15 protein-coding genes and 6 tRNA genes are annotated in these 17,405 nt (G+C 45.9%); 20 read left to right on the forward strand and 1 reads right to left on the reverse strand.

The features are described 5' to 3' along the window. Nucleotides 1-623: 623 nt before the first annotated feature. The 8 genes from ftsB to rpoS all read left to right on the forward strand — a co-directional run bounded on the left by ftsB (nucleotide 624) and on the right by rpoS (nucleotide 6,601). The gene (ftsB, locus tag ABMY42_RS05260) at nucleotides 624-905 is read left to right on the forward strand and encodes a cell division protein FtsB (RefSeq protein WP_005452106.1); all 282 of its coding nucleotides are present in this window, start codon (nucleotides 624-626) and stop codon (nucleotides 903-905) included. Nucleotide 906: 1 nt separating this feature from the next. Next, entirely contained in the window at nucleotides 907-1,617 is a 711-nt protein-coding gene (ispD, locus tag ABMY42_RS05265) for a 2-C-methyl-D-erythritol 4-phosphate cytidylyltransferase (RefSeq protein WP_050907763.1), read from the forward strand. Between the two features lie 14 nt (nucleotides 1,618-1,631). Further along, nucleotides 1,632-2,108 (forward strand): 2-C-methyl-D-erythritol 2,4-cyclodiphosphate synthase, encoded by a 477-nt coding sequence (gene ispF, locus ABMY42_RS05270; RefSeq protein WP_009698769.1) that lies wholly within the window; start codon nucleotides 1,632-1,634, stop codon nucleotides 2,106-2,108. Nucleotides 2,109-2,153: 45 nt separating this feature from the next. Then, complete coding sequence (gene truD, locus ABMY42_RS05275; RefSeq protein WP_349266104.1) at nucleotides 2,154-3,197, forward strand: tRNA pseudouridine(13) synthase TruD; 1,044 nt, start codon at nucleotides 2,154-2,156, stop codon at nucleotides 3,195-3,197. Continuing rightward, nucleotides 3,197-3,973: a 5'/3'-nucleotidase SurE gene (gene surE / locus ABMY42_RS05280; protein ID WP_009698768.1), complete on the forward strand. Its 777-nt coding sequence runs from the start codon at nucleotides 3,197-3,199 to the stop codon at nucleotides 3,971-3,973. Before truD ends, surE begins: the two co-directional genes overlap by 1 nt. Beyond that, nucleotides 3,973-4,599 (forward strand): protein-L-isoaspartate(D-aspartate) O-methyltransferase, encoded by a 627-nt coding sequence (locus ABMY42_RS05285; RefSeq protein WP_017189122.1) that lies wholly within the window; start codon nucleotides 3,973-3,975, stop codon nucleotides 4,597-4,599. The genes surE and ABMY42_RS05285 overlap by 1 nt, the downstream gene beginning before the upstream one ends. 14 nt (nucleotides 4,600-4,613) lie before the next feature. Beyond that, nucleotides 4,614-5,537, forward strand: coding sequence for a peptidoglycan DD-metalloendopeptidase family protein (locus ABMY42_RS05290; RefSeq protein ID WP_009698767.1), 924 nt, complete (start codon nucleotides 4,614-4,616; stop codon nucleotides 5,535-5,537). A gap of 80 nt (nucleotides 5,538-5,617) precedes the next feature. Further along, nucleotides 5,618-6,601 (forward strand): RNA polymerase sigma factor RpoS, encoded by a 984-nt coding sequence (gene rpoS / locus ABMY42_RS05295; protein WP_005452115.1) that lies wholly within the window; start codon nucleotides 5,618-5,620, stop codon nucleotides 6,599-6,601. 93 nt (nucleotides 6,602-6,694) lie between these two features. Here the strand turns inward: rpoS and mutS are convergent, their stop codons facing one another. Beyond that, a complete protein-coding gene (gene mutS / locus ABMY42_RS05300; RefSeq protein WP_349266105.1) occupies nucleotides 6,695-9,256 on the reverse strand; it encodes a DNA mismatch repair protein MutS in 2,562 nt (853 codons plus the stop codon). A gap of 85 nt (nucleotides 9,257-9,341) precedes the next feature. Between mutS and pncC the strand changes: the two genes are divergently transcribed. The 12 genes from pncC (at nucleotide 9,342) to ABMY42_RS05360 (ending at nucleotide 17,141) form a co-directional block, all read left to right on the forward strand. Then, entirely contained in the window at nucleotides 9,342-9,824 is a 483-nt protein-coding gene (gene pncC, locus ABMY42_RS05305) for a nicotinamide-nucleotide amidase (protein ID WP_050907765.1), read from the forward strand. 201 nt (nucleotides 9,825-10,025) lie between these two features. Further along, nucleotides 10,026-11,069, forward strand: coding sequence for a recombinase RecA (recA, locus tag ABMY42_RS05310; RefSeq protein WP_050907766.1), 1,044 nt, complete (start codon nucleotides 10,026-10,028; stop codon nucleotides 11,067-11,069). A gap of 206 nt (nucleotides 11,070-11,275) precedes the next feature. Further along, nucleotides 11,276-11,743, forward strand: a complete 468-nt coding sequence (recX, locus tag ABMY42_RS05315) for a recombination regulator RecX (protein WP_009698765.1) — start codon at nucleotides 11,276-11,278, stop codon at nucleotides 11,741-11,743. 142 nt (nucleotides 11,744-11,885) lie between these two features. Next, nucleotides 11,886-14,468 (forward strand): alanine--tRNA ligase, encoded by a 2,583-nt coding sequence (alaS, locus tag ABMY42_RS05320; protein ID WP_349266106.1) that lies wholly within the window; start codon nucleotides 11,886-11,888, stop codon nucleotides 14,466-14,468. A 202-nt stretch (nucleotides 14,469-14,670) separates the two neighbouring features. Beyond that, nucleotides 14,671-15,858: an aspartate kinase gene (locus tag ABMY42_RS05325; protein WP_005452123.1), complete on the forward strand. Its 1,188-nt coding sequence runs from the start codon at nucleotides 14,671-14,673 to the stop codon at nucleotides 15,856-15,858. Between the two features lie 92 nt (nucleotides 15,859-15,950). Then, nucleotides 15,951-16,148 (forward strand): carbon storage regulator CsrA, encoded by a 198-nt coding sequence (gene csrA / locus ABMY42_RS05330; RefSeq protein ID WP_004415691.1) that lies wholly within the window; start codon nucleotides 15,951-15,953, stop codon nucleotides 16,146-16,148. A gap of 243 nt (nucleotides 16,149-16,391) precedes the next feature. Beyond that, nucleotides 16,392-16,483, forward strand: a tRNA-Ser gene (locus tag ABMY42_RS05335). Between the two features lie 31 nt (nucleotides 16,484-16,514). Continuing rightward, nucleotides 16,515-16,591 (forward strand) — tRNA-Arg (locus ABMY42_RS05340). Between the two features lie 29 nt (nucleotides 16,592-16,620). Then, nucleotides 16,621-16,712, forward strand: a tRNA-Ser gene (locus tag ABMY42_RS05345). 85 nt (nucleotides 16,713-16,797) lie between these two features. Further along, nucleotides 16,798-16,874 (forward strand) — tRNA-Arg (locus ABMY42_RS05350). A 56-nt stretch (nucleotides 16,875-16,930) separates the two neighbouring features. Continuing rightward, nucleotides 16,931-17,007 (forward strand) — tRNA-Arg (locus tag ABMY42_RS05355). Between the two features lie 57 nt (nucleotides 17,008-17,064). Then, nucleotides 17,065-17,141: transfer RNA gene (locus tag ABMY42_RS05360), tRNA-Arg, on the forward strand. Nucleotides 17,142-17,405: the final 264 nt, after the last annotated feature.

Genomic DNA, 17,405 nt, shown 5'->3' on the forward strand with positions numbered 1-17,405 from the left:
GGAAGCTCTAAGTGAGCGCGCTCCTCCATGTTTCAAGGAAGCGGTCTCAAAGAAGTTAAAGGTCAAGCTTAATTCTTAACTGAATTAACAGCTTAACTTAAAGCTTTTGAAAACGCCTCGCACTTGCGGGGCGTTTTTTTATATGACGGAAGCTCTAAGTGAGCGCGCTCCTCCATGTTTCAAGGAAGCGGTCTCAAAGAAGTTAAAGGTCAAGCTTAATTCTTAACTGAATTAACAGCTTAACTTAAAGCTTTTGAAAACGCCTCGCACTTGCAGGGCGTTTTTGTATCTAACATATGAGAACGCTATGCTTCGAGAGGCAGGAACGGGCTTCGCCCTTCGGGAGCGCTTCTCTTCGAAAGGTAGGAGCGGACTTGGCTCTTCGAGAGCACTTCACTTAGATACATGAGAACAGGCTTTGCTTTTGGATGTCTTTCGCTTACGTTGATTTGTCATTCCCTAGAACGACGAAGGAGAGAGTAGGGAATCTCTTTGTTTCATTTTGCTGCTTTTTTCCTGTAAGGAGCGTGTGAGTCTCTTTTTCTACCCTAGAGCCAACCACGCATTTATGCTATATATGTCACCTTATCTAATCCCTTCCGGTACAGAATGTTAGCAACGATATGCGAATCTTTGTTATAGCCCTTACGTTACTGTTTGGCTGGCTTCAATATACCCTCTGGTTTGGCAAAAACGGGGTGTCTGACTACTACACAGTAGAAGATGAAATTGAAGTGCAGCAACAAGTAAACAGCAAGCTGCAAGCTCGTAATAACGAGATGTTCGCTGAGATTGATGACTTACGACAAGGTCTTGATGCAATCGAAGAACGTGCACGTCATGAACTTGGTTTGGTTAAAGATGGCGAAACCTTCTACCGAATTGTCGATGAGGAAGAGCATTAATATGTTGGATACTAACACTCCAACCCATATTGCTATTGTGCCAGCCGCAGGTGTTGGCAGTCGCATGAAGGCAGATCGCCCAAAACAATACCTGTTGATTGACGGCAAAGCGGTACTGGAACATACCGTAGAGAAACTGCTTTCTCACCCAAAAATTTCTAAGGTTGTCGTGGCTATTACCGACGGCGACCCATACTACCCTGAACTCTCCATTGCTCAACACCCTGATGTGATTCGCGTGGCTGGTGGTAAAGAAAGGGCAGACTCTGTGTTATCAGGGCTAAACTATGTAAGTACACATCTGGAAAGCGAGTGGGTATTAGTCCACGACGCTGCAAGACCGTGTGTATTAACATCCGATATTGACCATTTGATCGACGTTTGTAGCGCACACCCAACTGGTGGCATCCTCGCATCTCCAGTGAGAGACACAATGAAGCGAGCAAACGCAGCACAAGATATTGATCATACGGTAGATAGAGAAGCATTGTGGCATGCATTAACTCCACAAATGTTTAAAACTCAGCTGCTTACTCAAGCACTGACTGACGCATTAGAACAAGGTGCAACCATCACTGATGAAGCCTCGGCTTTGGAATGGTTAGGTGGAAAGCCGGCACTTGTTCAAGGGAATGCGAATAATATAAAAATTACTCAGCCAGAAGATCTTGCGTTAGCCGAGTTTTATCTAAGCCGTGAGCGCGGCGAATAAAGAAAGGATAGAAAATGATTCGAATTGGTCATGGTTTCGACGTACATAAATTCGGTGGTGAAGGTCCGGTAATCATTGGTGGTGTAGCGATCCCTTACGAACAAGGTTTGATTGCACACTCTGACGGTGATGTAGCGCTGCATGCGTTAACGGATGCCCTGCTTGGCGCTATTGCTGCAGGCGACATTGGTCGTCACTTCCCTGATACGGACGAAAAATGGAAAGGTGCAGACAGTCGTGAACTACTGAAAGACGTTTATCGCCGAGTCAAAGAGCAAGGCTACCGTCTTGGTAATGCCGATGTCACTATCATGGCACAAGCGCCGAAGATGGCGCCGCACATTGACGCAATGTGTGCTGCTATTGCCGAAGACCTTGAAACCGACATTAGCAACATTAACGTAAAAGCAACGACGACAGAACGTCTTGGTTTTACTGGACGCAAAGAAGGCATTGCAACGGAAGCAGTTGTACTTCTGTTTAAGCAATAATTAGCAATTTGCTCCTCTAAGCTGTGATATCAGCGGAAATACATCATGTCAGACATTTTATCTTCATTGGCTTACCTAACAGGTAAGCCAGTTGCATCTGCAAAAATCAAAGCGCAGCCAGAGCACTTTCAGGTTCGCGAAGATTTAGGTTTTGCCTTTACGGGTGAAGGCGAGCATTTAATGGTTCGTATCCGTAAAACAGGTGAGAACACCAGTTTCGTTGCTAACGAACTAGCAAAAGCCTGTGGTGTTAAGTCGAAAGACGTTAGCTGGGCGGGTCTTAAAGACCGTCATGCTGTGACTGAACAGTGGCTAAGTGTGCATTTACCAAAAGGTGAAACGCCAGATTTTTCAGCATTTTTGGCGCAATACCCGAGCATCGAGATCCTAGCAACGGATCGTCACAATAAAAAACTGCGCCCTGGTGACTTAGTAGGGAACGAGTTCGTGGTTACTTTGTCTGAAGTGACAGATATAGCGGATGTTGAACAACGTCTTGAAAAAGTGAAACAAGTGGGTGTGCCAAACTACTTTGGTAGTCAGCGTTTTGGTAACGATGGCAACAACCTTGAAGAAGCACGTCGATGGGGACGCGAGAACGTTCGTACCCGCAATCAAAACAAACGCAGCATGTATCTGTCAGCGGCTCGTTCGTGGATCTTCAACCGCATTGTTTCAGCTCGCCTAGAGAATGGTGTATTTGATAAGTTCATCGACGGTGATGTTGCGCAGACAGCTTCTGGCACTCAGTTAGTTGATGCAAGCAACATCGCCGAGTTACAAGCACAATTTGCTCAAGGCGAAGTGGCGATCACCGCGGCAGTGGCGGGCGATAACGCACTACCAACTCAAGCGGATGCGCTAACCTTAGAACAACCGTTCTTAGATGAAGAACCAGATTTGATGGCACTGATTCGCGGTAACCGTATGCGTCACGACCGCCGCGATATCGCACTCAAGCCACAAGACCTAGCTTGGACGGTCGATGGTAATAACATCACGATGACATTCTCGCTGGATGCGGGTTCATTTGCGACCTCAATCGTGCGTGAGCTGGTCATCGAAGAAAAGGTAGAAAGAGAATATTAATGGAAATGGATTCACACAACGCGAAGCCATTAAGAATACTGCTCAGCAATGATGATGGTGTTCATGCTCAAGGAATTCATGCGCTTGCTGATGAGCTGAGAAGCATTGCCGAAGTAACGATTGTCGCACCAGACAGAAACCGCTCTGGTGCATCTAACTCATTGACGCTGGAGCAACCGCTGCGTGTCACCGAGATTGCGCCAAAGACATTCTCTGTGCAAGGTACGCCAACAGACTGTGTACACTTTGCGCTGAATGAGTTGATGAAAGATGATTTGCCAGACCTTGTGCTGTCAGGCATCAATCATGGCGCAAATCTAGGTGATGACGTTTTGTACTCCGGCACGGTGGCTGCTGCTATGGAAGGACACTTCCTTGGCGTGCAGGCGATTGCTTTCTCTCTAGTCGGTAAACAACATTTTGAATCTGCTGCTAAAATTGCTCGCCAGTTGGTTGAGCAGCATCTGATTCGCCCAATCCCAACTAACCGTCTATTGAATGTAAACGTTCCTGATCTTCCGTTTGAAGAACTTGGTGAGATAGAAGTGACTCGCTTGGGTGCGCGTCATCACGCTGAGAATATGATTAAGCAGAAAGATCCACGCGGACATGATATTTATTGGCTTGGTCCTCCGGGTAAAGAGCAAGATGCTGGCATCGGTACGGACTTTTATGCCATTGAACATGGTTTTGTTTCAATCACGCCGCTGCAAGTCGATCTCACCGCTCATGAGTCGCTGCGCGCAATGGACAGTTGGTTAAAGGAAGAGAGTTAATGAGTAACCCACATGCTGACAGGTTGATAGCGTTTCTTATCTCCAGTGGCATCAGTGATCAACGTGTGTTGGATGCGATTTATCGACTACCGCGTGAGAGCTTTGTCTCACAAGCAATGATGCACCAAGCGTACGACAACAATGCGCTGCCGATTGGTCAGGGACAAACTATTTCTCAGCCTTATATCGTTGCAAAAATGACAGAGCTGCTTGATCTAAAATCGGACAGTAATGTTTTAGAAATCGGCACGGGCTCGGGTTACCAAACTGCAGTGCTTGCGCAAATTGTCGATCATGTCTATTCCGTTGAACGCATTAAGTCTTTGCAATGGGATGCTAAGCGCCGTCTGAAACAACTGGATATTTATAACGTCTCTACCAAACATGGAGATGGCTGGCTTGGATGGGAAGCGAAAGGTCCATTCGATGCGATTATTGTCACTGCGGCAGCGGAAAGTGTTCCCCAAGCACTTCTATCCCAGCTGAAAGAGGGCGGTAAGATGGTCATTCCTGTTGGTGAAGATGAACAACAACTATTAAAAATTGAACGTCAGGGTGAACAATATCTGTCGACCGTGGTAGAAATGGTAAGATTTGTGCCATTAGTTGCAGGTGATTTAGCTTAAGGGTTAAAGACTAGGTGAAGAAGTTATTACGTCGTTTTGGTATTAGCTGTTTATTGGCTGCGGGACTGGTTGGTTGCGCGGCTCATTCACCTGCACCTGTTTCAAGCCTAAATAAAGATTACTCGACGGTTGAGCGTGGTAGTTATAGAGGGAGTTATTACGAAGTAAAGAAAGGTGATACCCTTTATTTTATTGCCTACGTCACAGATAAGGATGTAAATGATCTTGTTCGTTACAATGAATTGTCTGCGCCTTACACGATTTTCCCGGGGCAGAAGTTAAAACTTTGGGCTCCGAAATATGTTGCGCCTAAATATGGTCATAAAGTGGAACCCGTTGTTGCTCCTGTAGTTGCGGCGAAACCTGTTCCAGTGACTAAAACATCAACAGCGTCAAAGCCGTCAAATTCAAGTAAAAGCTCTACTCAAAAACCTAAACCGACTAAGACTCAAGTTGCACAAAAACAGCCTCCAAAGAAGGTTGAACAATCCAAACCAAAGGAGTATGTTGGGTCAAAAGGTAATCAGAATGTTAAACCGAAACCGCCAGTAACTACCGCGAAAAACGATAAAGTATCGAAGTGGTTATGGCCAACAAAAGGGAGAGTAATCAAGAATTTCTCAGCGGGAGAACAAGGAAATAAAGGCATAGACATCGCAGGACAGCGTGGTCAGCCAATCGTTTCAACCGCAGCCGGCACAGTCGTGTACTCAGGTAATGCGCTACGAGGTTATGGCAACCTAATTATAGTGAAGCATAACGACAATTATTTAAGCGCATACGCACACAATGACAGATTGCTGGTCTCAGAAGGACAAAGTGTTAAGAGCGGACAAAAAATAGCGACCATGGGTAGTTCTGGTTCTAAATCCGTCAAACTTCACTTTGAAATTCGCTATCAAGGTAAATCAGTGAATCCAAAGCGCTATTTACCGTAGAACTTTGAATAACAACTTGCGACATCATTTAGCGACATATTGAGTTGTCATGTCTTGCTAACTCGCCAGGGGGAGGCGTTATGAGTATCAGCAACACAGTAACCAAAGTTGAAGAGTTCGAATATGATAATGCACAATCGGAAGGCATTTCTAACGGACTTGAAAAACCATCTAACGGAACCAAAACAGCAGCACGCGAAGAGTTTGATGCGAGCAGCAAGAGCCTAGACGCGACTCAGCTTTACCTAGGTGAAATTGGTTTCTCACCTCTACTTACTGCAGAAGAAGAAGTACTTTATGCACGACGTGCACTGCGTGGCGATGAAGCCGCTCGCAAACGCATGATCGAAAGTAACTTGCGTCTTGTAGTGAAGATCTCTCGCCGATACAGCAATCGTGGTCTTGCGCTTCTTGATCTTATTGAAGAAGGTAACTTAGGTTTGATCCGTGCGGTCGAGAAGTTTGATCCAGAACGAGGCTTCCGTTTCTCAACTTACGCGACGTGGTGGATTCGCCAAACGATCGAACGTGCGTTGATGAACCAAACTCGTACAATCCGTCTGCCAATTCATGTGGTTAAAGAGCTGAACATTTATCTGCGTACAGCGCGTGAACTTTCTCAGAAGCTCGACCATGAACCAACAGCAGAAGAGATTGCTGCACAGTTAGATATCCCAGTAGAAGACGTAAGTAAAATGCTTCGCCTTAACGAGCGTATTAGCTCTGTCGATACTCCAATCGGTGGTGACGGCGAGAAAGCGTTACTGGATATTATTCCTGATGCAAACAACTCGGATCCTGAAGTTTCCACTCAAGACGATGACATCAAATCTTCATTGATCCATTGGCTAGAAGAGCTGAATCCAAAACAGAAAGAAGTGCTGGCACGTCGTTTTGGTCTGCTTGGTTATGAGCCATCAACGCTTGAAGAAGTGGGACGTGAAATTGGTTTAACACGCGAACGTGTTCGCCAGATCCAAGTGGAAGGCTTACGTCGACTACGCGAGATCTTGATTAAACAAGGTCTGAACATGGAAAACTTGTTCAACGTAGAAGACGACTAAACGTAGGCAGCGATAGAGGCTAGATCAGAATAAACAAAAGGCTATGGGTGACCATAGCCTTTTTGCGTTTTACTGTACCAGTTAGCCCAAGAACTAGAGCATCTTCTTCAAGCGGTATAGCTCTTCCAGTGCCTGACGCGGCGTTAAATCATCAGGGTCGATATTCGACAATGCTTGTTCAACATCACTAGGTTCAGGGATCAGGCTGAGTTGGTTTGCCACATCAACGGTACTCGGACGAGGTGAGTCATTATCTTGACCTAATTGTTCAAGCTGCGACAGTTTGTGACGTGCATTCTTGATGACTGGTTTTGGAACGCCCGCTAAACCAGCAACCGCTAGACCATAAGACTTGCTTGCCGCGCCTTCTTGAACTGCATGCATAAAAGCAATGCTGTCACCGTGTTCTACCGCATCAAGGTGAACGTTAGCGAGATTTGGCAGCAAGTTTGGCAGCTCAGTCAGTTCGAAGTAGTGCGTTGCGAACAGAGTCATTGCCCCAATCTGAGTTGCAAGCCATTCTGCACTTGCCCATGCCAAAGACAGACCATCGTAAGTACTGGTACCGCGACCAATTTCATCCATCAGCACCAAGCTGTTCTTAGTGGCGTTGTGAAGAATGTTGGCGGTTTCAGTCATTTCTACCATGAAGGTTGAACGACCAGATGCCAAATCATCAGATGCGCCGATACGAGTAAAGATACGGTCTAGAGAGCCAATATGAGCTGATTCTGCAGGAACGTATGAACCAATGTGAGCCATCAAAGCAATCAATGCAGTCTGGCGCATGTAGGTCGATTTACCACCCATGTTTGGACCGGTGATGATCAGCATCTTACGATTTGAGCTCAGTTCAATTGGGTTAGCAATAAATGGTTCGCTTGTTACTTGCTCCACGACAGGATGACGACCCGCTTGAATGCTAATGCCCGCTTCTTTGTCCAATGTTGGGCGACAGTAATCAAGTGAATCTGCACGCTCGGCTAGGTTTTGTAGTACGTCCAACTGAGAGATCGCCGAAGCAAGGTTTTGCATCTTCTCAAGGTTTGGCATCAACAAATCAAATAGTTCTTCCCACAGTTTTTTCTCAACTGCTAGCGCTTTTGATTTTGAATTCAGAACTTTATCTTCGTGCTCTTTCAGCTCTGGAATGATATAGCGTTCTGCATTTTTCAGTGTTTGGCGACGTACATAGTGTGGTGGAACCAAGTGGCTTTGACCACGGCTAACCTGAATGAAGAAACCGTGTACAGCGTTGTAGCCAACTTTTAGGGTGTCGATACCATGACGTTCACGCTCGTCTGCTTCGAGTTTTTCAAGATACTCGGTTGCACCGTCTGCAAGCTTGCGCCATTCATCAAGTTCCGCATTGTAGCCTTCTGCAATCACGCCTCCCTCGCGAATAACCACTGGCGGGTTTTCTTTGATTGCGCGCTCAAGTAAGTCGCATACCTCATCCATTGGCGCAGCAAATTGAGCCAACTTTTTAAGGTATGGGTGAGCTAGAGAAGAAGTGACTGCTTCCAACTCTGGCAACTGTTGCATCGCATGGCGTAGACGAGCCATATCGCGCGGACGTGCTGAGCGCAGCGCCAAACGGGCTAGGATACGCTCGATGTCACCAATTTGTTTGAAGATTGGTTGAATGTCGGTGAACAAGCTCTGATCTTTGATCTCACCAATTGCATCAAGACGGTTGTTAAGAGTATCGACACAGCGCATTGGTTGATGTAACCAGCGCTTCAGCATACGGCTGCCCATTGGGGTCGCACAGTGATCGAGTACTTCGGCTAGCGTGTTATCGGTCCCACCAGATAGGTTTTGCGTCAACTCTAAGTTGCGACGTGTTGCCGCATCAAGAATGACTGAGTGATCTTGGCGATCAAACGTCAATGAACGAATGTGTGGTAGGGCAGTACGCTGAGTATCTTTTACGTATTGGATCAAACAACCCGCAGCACACAGACCCAGTGAAGCGTGCTCAACCCCAAAGCCTACCAAGTCGCGCGTACCAAATTGTTGGTTCAATTGCTGCTTAGCGGTATCTAGCTCAAATTCCCAGACAGGACGACGACGGTTACCGTTACGGTTCGACATCAGATGTACGGGTTCAAAATCTTCAGGGAAGAGTAATTCACGAGGTGCAGTACGTTGCAGTTCAGCAGCCATTGCTTCTTCGGTTTCAGGCTCAACTAATTGGAAGCGACCCGAAGTCACATCCAATGTCGCGTAACCAAACTTACCATTGTGATGGTAAATAGACGCAATCAGGTTGTCGATACGCTCTGACAGCAGTGCTTCGTCGGTTACTGTACCTGGTGTAACAATGCGTACTACTTTACGTTCAACTGGACCTTTGCTTGTTGCAGGATCGCCAATCTGTTCACAGATCGCGACAGACTCACCAAGCTGAACAAGTTTGGCTAGATAACCTTCAACGGCGTGGAATGGAACGCCAGCCATCGGGATAGGTTCACCTGCCGATGCACCACGTTTAGTCAACGAAATATCAAGCAATTGAGATGCGCATTTAGCATCGTCGTAGAAGAGTTCGTAGAAGTCGCCCATGCGGTAAAACAGCAAGATTTCTGGGTTCTCAGCCTTTAGCTTGAGATATTGCTGCATCATCGGAGTGTGTTTTTGTTCAGCTTTCACAGGTAAGTACTTTTGTTTATTTCCGTAGCGGCTTAGGATACGTGAATCCCTATCAAGTAAAAAGAGACAAAGGGCATTTTTGGCTATGGAACGAGCAACAAAATTGAGTGCCGATTTAGGTGGATTATTGGTTAAGCATGGACATGTTTTAACGACGGCAGAATCATGCACGGGTGGCGGTGTTGCAACTGCTATTACTGATATTGCTGGCAGTTCTGCGTGGCTTGACCGGGCGTTTGTCACTTACAGTAATGAAGCCAAAATGGAGATGCTTGGTGTACAAGCTTCAACGTTGGAAGCACATGGTGCGGTGAGCGAACCTGTCGTGATTGAAATGGTACAAGGTGCCATTCGTAATTCGAATGCTACTATCGGCGTGTCCATCAGTGGTATTGCTGGACCAGGAGGAGGCAGTGAAGAGAAACCTGTCGGTACGGTCTGTTTTGCCTTCGCTGATAACCAAAACTGGCAGCAAGTGGATACCATGCATTTCACTGGTGACCGTGCTCAAGTTCGCAAAAAAGCGGTCGAACACGCACTGACTCAATTGTATCAACATCTGATTTAGAATTTGTGAAATTGCCTTAGCCCAGATTTGATAAGGGCTAGAGCAAATCATGACTTTAGGTCAGTCAAATTTTTTTCATACAGGTATAGACACTGTATGAATCAACAGTATAATGGCTTTCATTGCTGAGCAGTTCTTCTGCTTAAGAAAAATGAATTACTATTCGTCGCCCAAAACAAGATGAATAAATCGGAGAAAGTAATGGACGAGAACAAACAGAAAGCGCTCGCCGCTGCGCTAGGTCAAATTGAAAAGCAATTCGGTAAAGGCTCTATTATGCGCCTTGGTGATAACCGCGCAATGGACGTAGAAACCATCTCAACGGGTTCTCTTTCTCTTGATATCGCTTTGGGTGCTGGTGGTCTACCAATGGGTCGTATCGTAGAAATCTACGGTCCAGAATCTTCAGGTAAAACAACGCTAACTCTTGAGCTGATCGCTGCTGCGCAACGTGAAGGCAAAACTTGTGCGTTTATCGATGCAGAGCACGCGCTAGACCCTGTATATGCGAAGAAACTTGGCGTTGATATCGATGCACTATTGGTTTCTCAGCCAGACACAGGTGAGCAAGCGCTAGAGATCTGTGACGCACTTGCACGCTCTGGTGCTATTGACGTTATGGTTGTTGACTCTGTTGCAGCACTAACACCAAAAGCAGAAATTGAAGGCGAAATGGGTGACAGCCACATGGGTCTTCAAGCACGTATGCTTTCTCAAGCGATGCGTAAGCTAACGGGTAACCTAAAGCAATCTAACTGTATGTGTATCTTCATCAACCAAATCCGTATGAAGATTGGTGTGATGTTCGGTAACCCAGAAACAACGACTGGTGGTAACGCACTTAAGTTCTACGCTTCTGTTCGTCTAGATATCCGTCGTACTGGCGCAATCAAAGAAGGTGACGAAGTAGTAGGTAACGAAACGCGCATCAAAGTTGTTAAGAACAAGATTGCTGCACCGTTTAAAGAAGCAAACACGCAAATCATGTACGGCCAAGGTTTCAACCGCGAAGGCGAACTGATTGACCTAGGCGTGAAGCACAAGCTAGTTGAAAAAGCAGGTGCATGGTACAGCTACCAAGGCGACAAGATTGGTCAAGGTAAAGCAAACGCTTGTAACTACCTACGCGAAAACCCAGAAATCGGTAAGACTATCGATACTAAACTGCGTGAAATGCTACTTTCACCAGCACTACCTGAAACACCAGAATCAGGTGAAAAATCAGAGCAAGAAGAAGAGTTTTAATCTTCTTACTGAGTCATATTGAACAAGGCCCTGCTATGCGGGGCTTTGTTGTATCTGCTGAAATAAAAATCGAAAAAACAAAGGCTGGGCTTATATCAATTAGGGTAGGCAAGCGATCAGAACTAGCGTGTTAGTAGGTTAGAGTGAGCGGTTATTTACTACGATTGAGATAAATCCTGTACAGCAAAAACAGTTTTAGGATCACCATGTACCAAAAGCGTCAAGCGCCGGCTCTATCTAGCAAAGAAGCGGCTATTCAATTATTGAGCCGTCGAGACCATGGGCAATACGAGTTATACCAAAAGCTGGCTCTAAAAGGTTATGAAGAGGCAGACATAGAATCGGCAATCAATTTTTGTCTCGACCACAACTATTTGGATGACCTGCGTTATGCCAAAAGCCAAGTGCGTCAACATGTTTACAAAGGGCATGGCGAGCGCCGAATTCGTCAAGAATTGAACCAAAAACGTGTAGCAGAATCCATCATCGATATGGCAATGGCAGAAGAGCCACAAGACTGGTTTGAACTGGCAAGAATGGCTGCTGAGAAGAAATTCAAAGGAATAAAAGCCAAAGACCAGAAAGAGTACGCTAAACAAGTGCGATTTCTGCAATATCGTGGCTACAGTTTTGACCAAATTAGCTACGCGCTGAGCTTTGAGGACGAAGATTAACGGTCAGTCGTTCGCACTGTTTTTTGTTTTGCTTCAAATTTTTTCTTCTAATGCCTCTTTTCCGCAAGAAAACTAGTCGTAGCTGATTGCATGATCTACAATACGGCAAAATTCTAACTCGACTATTTTCAGGAAGAGCTGCATGTACATGAGCACTGATGAGGTTCGTAACGCGTTCCTCAAGTTCTTTGAGAGCAAAGGACACCAAATCGTAGAAAGTTCATCGTTAGTTCCACATAACGACCCAACCCTGCTGTTCACAAACGCGGGTATGAACCAATTTAAAGATTGTTTCTTAGGCTTAGAAAAACGAGCCTACACTCGAGCGACTACGGCTCAACGTTGTGTACGTGCTGGTGGTAAACACAACGACCTGGAAAACGTTGGCTTTACAGCTCGTCACCACACTTTCTTTGAAATGCTAGGTAACTTCAGCTTTGGTGACTACTTCAAGGAAGACGCAATTTCTTTCGCATGGGAATTCCTAACAGAAACCCTTAAGCTGCCAGCAGACCGTCTACTTGTAACAGTTTACGAGACAGACGACGAAGCATTCGATATCTGGAACAAAAAAGTAGGCGTTCCAGCAGACCGCATTATTCGCATCGGCGACAAGAAAGGTGGTAAACCATACGAGTCAGATAACTTCTGGCAAATGGGTGACACAGGTCCTTGTGGTCCATGTACTGAAATCTTCTACGATCACGGTGAGCACATCTGGGGTGGCCGTCCTGGCACACCTGAAGAAGATGGTGACCGTTTCATCGAGATCTGGAACAACGTATTCATGCAGTTCAACCGTCACGCAGACGGCACTATGGAACCGCTACCAAAACCATCGGTAGATACTGGTATGGGTATCGAGCGTATCTCTGCAATCATGCAAGGCGTTCACTCAAACTACGAAATCGATGTATTCCAAGCTCTTATCAAAGCTGCTGCTGAAGTGATTGGTTACGAAGATCTATCAAACCAATCGCTACGCGTTATCGCTGACCACATCCGTTCATGTTCATTCCTGATCGTTGATGGCGTTATGCCTTCAAACGAAGGTCGTGGTTACGTTCTACGTCGTATCATCCGTCGTGCAGTTCGTCACGGTAACAAGCTAGGCGCACAAGGTGCATTCTTCCACAAACTGGTTGGTGTACTAGCGGAAATCATGGGTACGGCTGGTGAAGAGCTGAAGCGTCAACAAGCTGTGGTTGAAAAAGTACTGCGTATCGAAGAAGAAAACTTCGGTCGTACACTTGAGCGCGGTATGGCGATTCTAAACGAAGCGCTAGATAACCTAGACGGTAAAGTTCTAGACGGCGAAACCGTATTTAAACTTTACGATACTTACGGCTTCCCAGCTGACTTAACTAACGACGTTGCACGTGAACGTGAGTTTGCAATCGACGAAGAAGGTTTCGAGAAAGCGATGGAAGAGCAGCGTCAACGTGCGCGTGAAGCTGGTAACTTTGGTACTGACTACAACGCAGCAATCAAAGTTGATACGCAAACAGAATTCTGTGGTTACGCAGGCACTAAAGGCTCTAGCTCTGTAGCGGCGATGTTCGTTGAAGGCAACGAAGTAGAATCTCTATCTGCAGGCGACAAAGCAATCATCGTGCTTGGTGAAACACCATTCTACGCAGAGTCAGGCGGTCAGTGTGGTGACGCTGGTGAAATCCGCACTGAGTCTGGTGTATTCCGTGTTGAAGACACTCAAAAACTAGGTAACGCAATCGCACACCACGGTGTAATGGCAGAAGGCGTTCTAGCGAAAGGTGACGAAGTAGCAACTATCGTTGACGCAGAGCGTCGCGCAGCTATTTCTCTAAACCACTCAGCAACGCACTTGCTACACGCAGCACTTCGCCAAGTTCTTGGTGAGCACGTAACGCAGAAAGGCTCTCTAGTGAAAGCTGACAGCCTACGTTTCGACTTCTCACACCTAGAAGCCGTAACGGCAGCAGAGCTGAAAGAAGTAGAGCGTCTAGTCAACGCGCAAATTCGTCGCAACCACACGATTGAAACTAACGTGATGGACATTGAGTCTGCGAAGAAGAAAGGCGCAATGGCACTATTCGGCGAGAAGTACGACGACGAAGTACGCGTACTGTCTATGGGGGACTTCTCTACTGAACTTTGTGGTGGTATCCACGCTTCAAACACAGGTGATATCGGTCTATTCAAGATCACATCTGAAGGTGGTATCGCAGCAGGTATCCGTCGTATCGAAGCGGTAACGGGTGAAGGTGCGCTAGACGCAATCGAAGCTCAAGCGGCTAAGTACGAAGAGAAACTGGCTGAATCAGCGCAGAAAGCAAAATCTCTAGAGAAAGAAATCCAGAAACTGAAAGACAAGATGGCTGCGGCAGAAAGCGCAAACATCATGGGTAAAGTTCAGGATATCAACGGTACTAAAGTACTGATTGCTGCTCTAGAAGGCGCAGATAACAAGAACCTACGTACTATGGTTGATGACATCAAAAACCAAGTCGGTAGCGGCGTTATCCTTCTTGCAAACGTGAACGATGACAAGATCGGTCTGATTGCAGGTGTAACCAAAGACCTTATCGGCAAAGTGAAAGCGGGTGAGCTAGTTAAGATGGTTGCTGAGCAAGTTGGCGGTAAAGGCGGTGGTCGCCCAGATATGGCGCAAGCAGGTGGTACTGATGTTGCAGCGCTACCTGCGGCGATTCAGTCTGTACAGCCTTGGCTAGAAGAACGCCTATAAGCTTTTAAAAAATGATTTACGCTCAATCAAGCTTCTTTGATTGGGCGTAATTTTTTTATGGTAACCAAGTGGTTTAATTGACCGTATTTTAACCAGGTCATTTACGCTGCTTGGTTTTTGTTGTAACTACCGCTTATATAATTTATCTCAATGGAGTATGAGTGGTCCTAATGAGACTTTGGTCTTGGGAAGGTGAAGACTGGTGAAAAAGCCCCTTATCGTGCAAAAGTTTGGTGGAACCTCTGTGGGTTCAATTGAAAGAATCCACCAGGTAGCTGAACACATCATTAAGGCGAAGAATGATGGTAATCAAGTTGTCGTTGTTGTGTCTGCAATGTCAGGCGAAACAAACCGACTAATGGAACTGGCTAAGCAAGTAGATAGCGTTCCAACTGCTCGAGAACTTGATGTTTTGCTCTCTGCTGGTGAGCAAGTGTCGATGGCACTGCTAGCAATGACTCTGAATAAATTGGGTTACGCTGCACGCTCACTTACCGGAGCACAAGCGAACATTGTGACGGACAATCAACACAATGACGCGACGATTAAACACATTGATACTTCTACGATTCTGGATTTACTTGAACAAGACCAAATCGTGATCGTGGCAGGATTCCAAGGTGTGAATGAAAATGGGGATATCACCACATTAGGTCGAGGTGGCTCAGATACGAGCGCAGTGACACTGGCTGGTGCGTTAAGCGCTGATGAGTGTCAAATCTTTACCGACGTTGATGGTATTTATACTTGTGACCCACGTGTAGTAAAAAACGCTCAAAAGATGGCAGTTATTGATTTTCCTTCGATGGAAGCGATGGCTAGCCGCGGAGCAAAGGTCTTACATCTTCCTTCTGTGCAGTATGCGTGGAAGAACAATGTACCGCTACGCGTGCTTTCGACATTTGATTTGAACGAAGGCAGTTTGGTAAAAGGGGAAGCAGGCTCAAAAGCCGTCTCTGGTATAGCCATTCAACGTGACCTTGCCATTATTGAAGTCGACAACGAACATTTGTCTAGCATTACAAAGCAATGTCAGATGTTGGGTATCGACATTTGGAATGTGATCGAGGAAACAGAACGAACAGGTATCATGATAAAACAAGATGCATGTGCCAAGTTGGATCTGGTGTTCAGCGATAAAATCCGTAATAGTGAAGCTGTAAGCCTGTTGACCGCTGTGGGGCTAGAAGCCAATGGAATGGTTGACCATGCCTGTGAATTGTTGGCACAGCAAGATATTGCAATCAATTTCTGTTCAACGAATGCACTCACTATGATGCTAGTCTTACCACCTATGTGTGTGGATGCAGCAGCAAACATTCTTCATGATGCTTACGTTACATCTAGTGAAGCATTGAACATTCAGCAAAAACATGCCTTTTTGGGCTAATTTTCAGTGACAAGGTAGTTTACGAAAATATAACTTTTGTTGGATAATAGCTTTGTAGCAAGAAAATTTAGAGATTACTCAAGGAGCAAAGAATGCTAATTTTGACTCGCCGCGTAGGCGAAACACTTATGATTGGTGATGAAGTGACTGTAACTGTACTAGGTGTTAAAGGTAACCAAGTACGTATCGGCGTTAACGCTCCGAAAGAGGTTTCTGTTCACCGTGAAGAAATCTACATGCGCATTCAAGCTGAAAAAGGCAATGGTAACGTTGCTTCTGGTAACTACTAAGCTGCTCCTGTTTACAGAGCTTAGTTTGAATGAAAAAGGCTAGCCGAAGGGCTAGCCTTTTTAGTTTCTGATTAATGTCATTTTTTAAGAGAAGACTCTCTTTTTTTCATCATAATAGGGTGGTAAAGTTTGTTTAATAGTCACTTTGATTAAATCCGCATCGGTTAAGCGATTTTTGCGTTTTTTTTCAAAGAAAGTGTTTGACATATTTTCGGTAAAACGTAATATGTGCCTCCGCAAGACGGTGAGGTGGCCGAGAGGCTGAAGGCGCTCCCCTGCTAAGGGAGTATACGGTTTATCCCGTATCGAGGGTTCGAATCCCTCCTTCACCGCCATTCTTGCAACGTTGAGAAATCAACAAAAAGTGCGTCCTTAGCTCAGCTGGATAGAGTACCTGGCTACGAACCAGGCGGTCGGAGGTTCGAATCCTCCAGGACGCGCCATATCTCTTTTGAGATATAACAATGAAAACGGTGAGGTGGCCGAGAGGCTGAAGGCGCTCCCCTGCTAAGGGAGTATACGGTTTATCCCGTATCGAGGGTTCGAATCCCTCCTTCACCGCCATTCATTGACTGGCCCGACGGCCTTTTTTTTGTTTCGTAAGAAATGAATGTGATTTACTTCACAACTTCTTAGCAAGAAGATCTGCGCGTCCTTAGCTCAGCTGGATAGAGTACCTGGCTACGAACCAGGCGGTCGGAGGTTCGAATCCTCCAGGACGCGCCACTATTTAATAATTCGTTTGATAAACGGGTTATACAAAGTAAAATAAAGATTACTGCGCGTCCTTAGCTCAGCTGGATAGAGTACCTGGCTACGAACCAGGCGGTCGGAGGTTCGAATCCTCCAGGACGCGCCACTCTTTAGGGTTTCCTTGTGAACTCCTGATATTGGGAATACTGATATCGAAAACCGTGCGTCCTTAGCTCAGCTGGATAGAGTACCTGGCTACGAACCAGGCGGTCGGAGGTTCGAATCCTCCAGGACGCGCCACTCTTTAAAAAAGCCTCGCTTATGCGAGGCTTTTTTGTATCTGCTGCTTGGCTAAGATATTGTGTCTCTCTTGCGTATTTATCACCGCTTCTTCGCGCTAGATTCTGCTTCAAGCGCCTGATCCTGAGCTATTTTCGCTAATACGCTTGTTTCGCTTAAATAGTCATCTTAAAGCTCCACCTTGCGCTTTCTCGAGCCTGATTGATTTACGATGGTAGAGAACCCCATCCAAACATCGATAATAAAACTAATGTTTTATTATTG

The sequence above is a fragment of the Vibrio sp. SSH13-20 genome (assembly GCF_040104475.1).
Taxonomy (GTDB): Bacteria; Pseudomonadota; Gammaproteobacteria; order Enterobacterales; family Vibrionaceae; genus Vibrio; species Vibrio harveyi.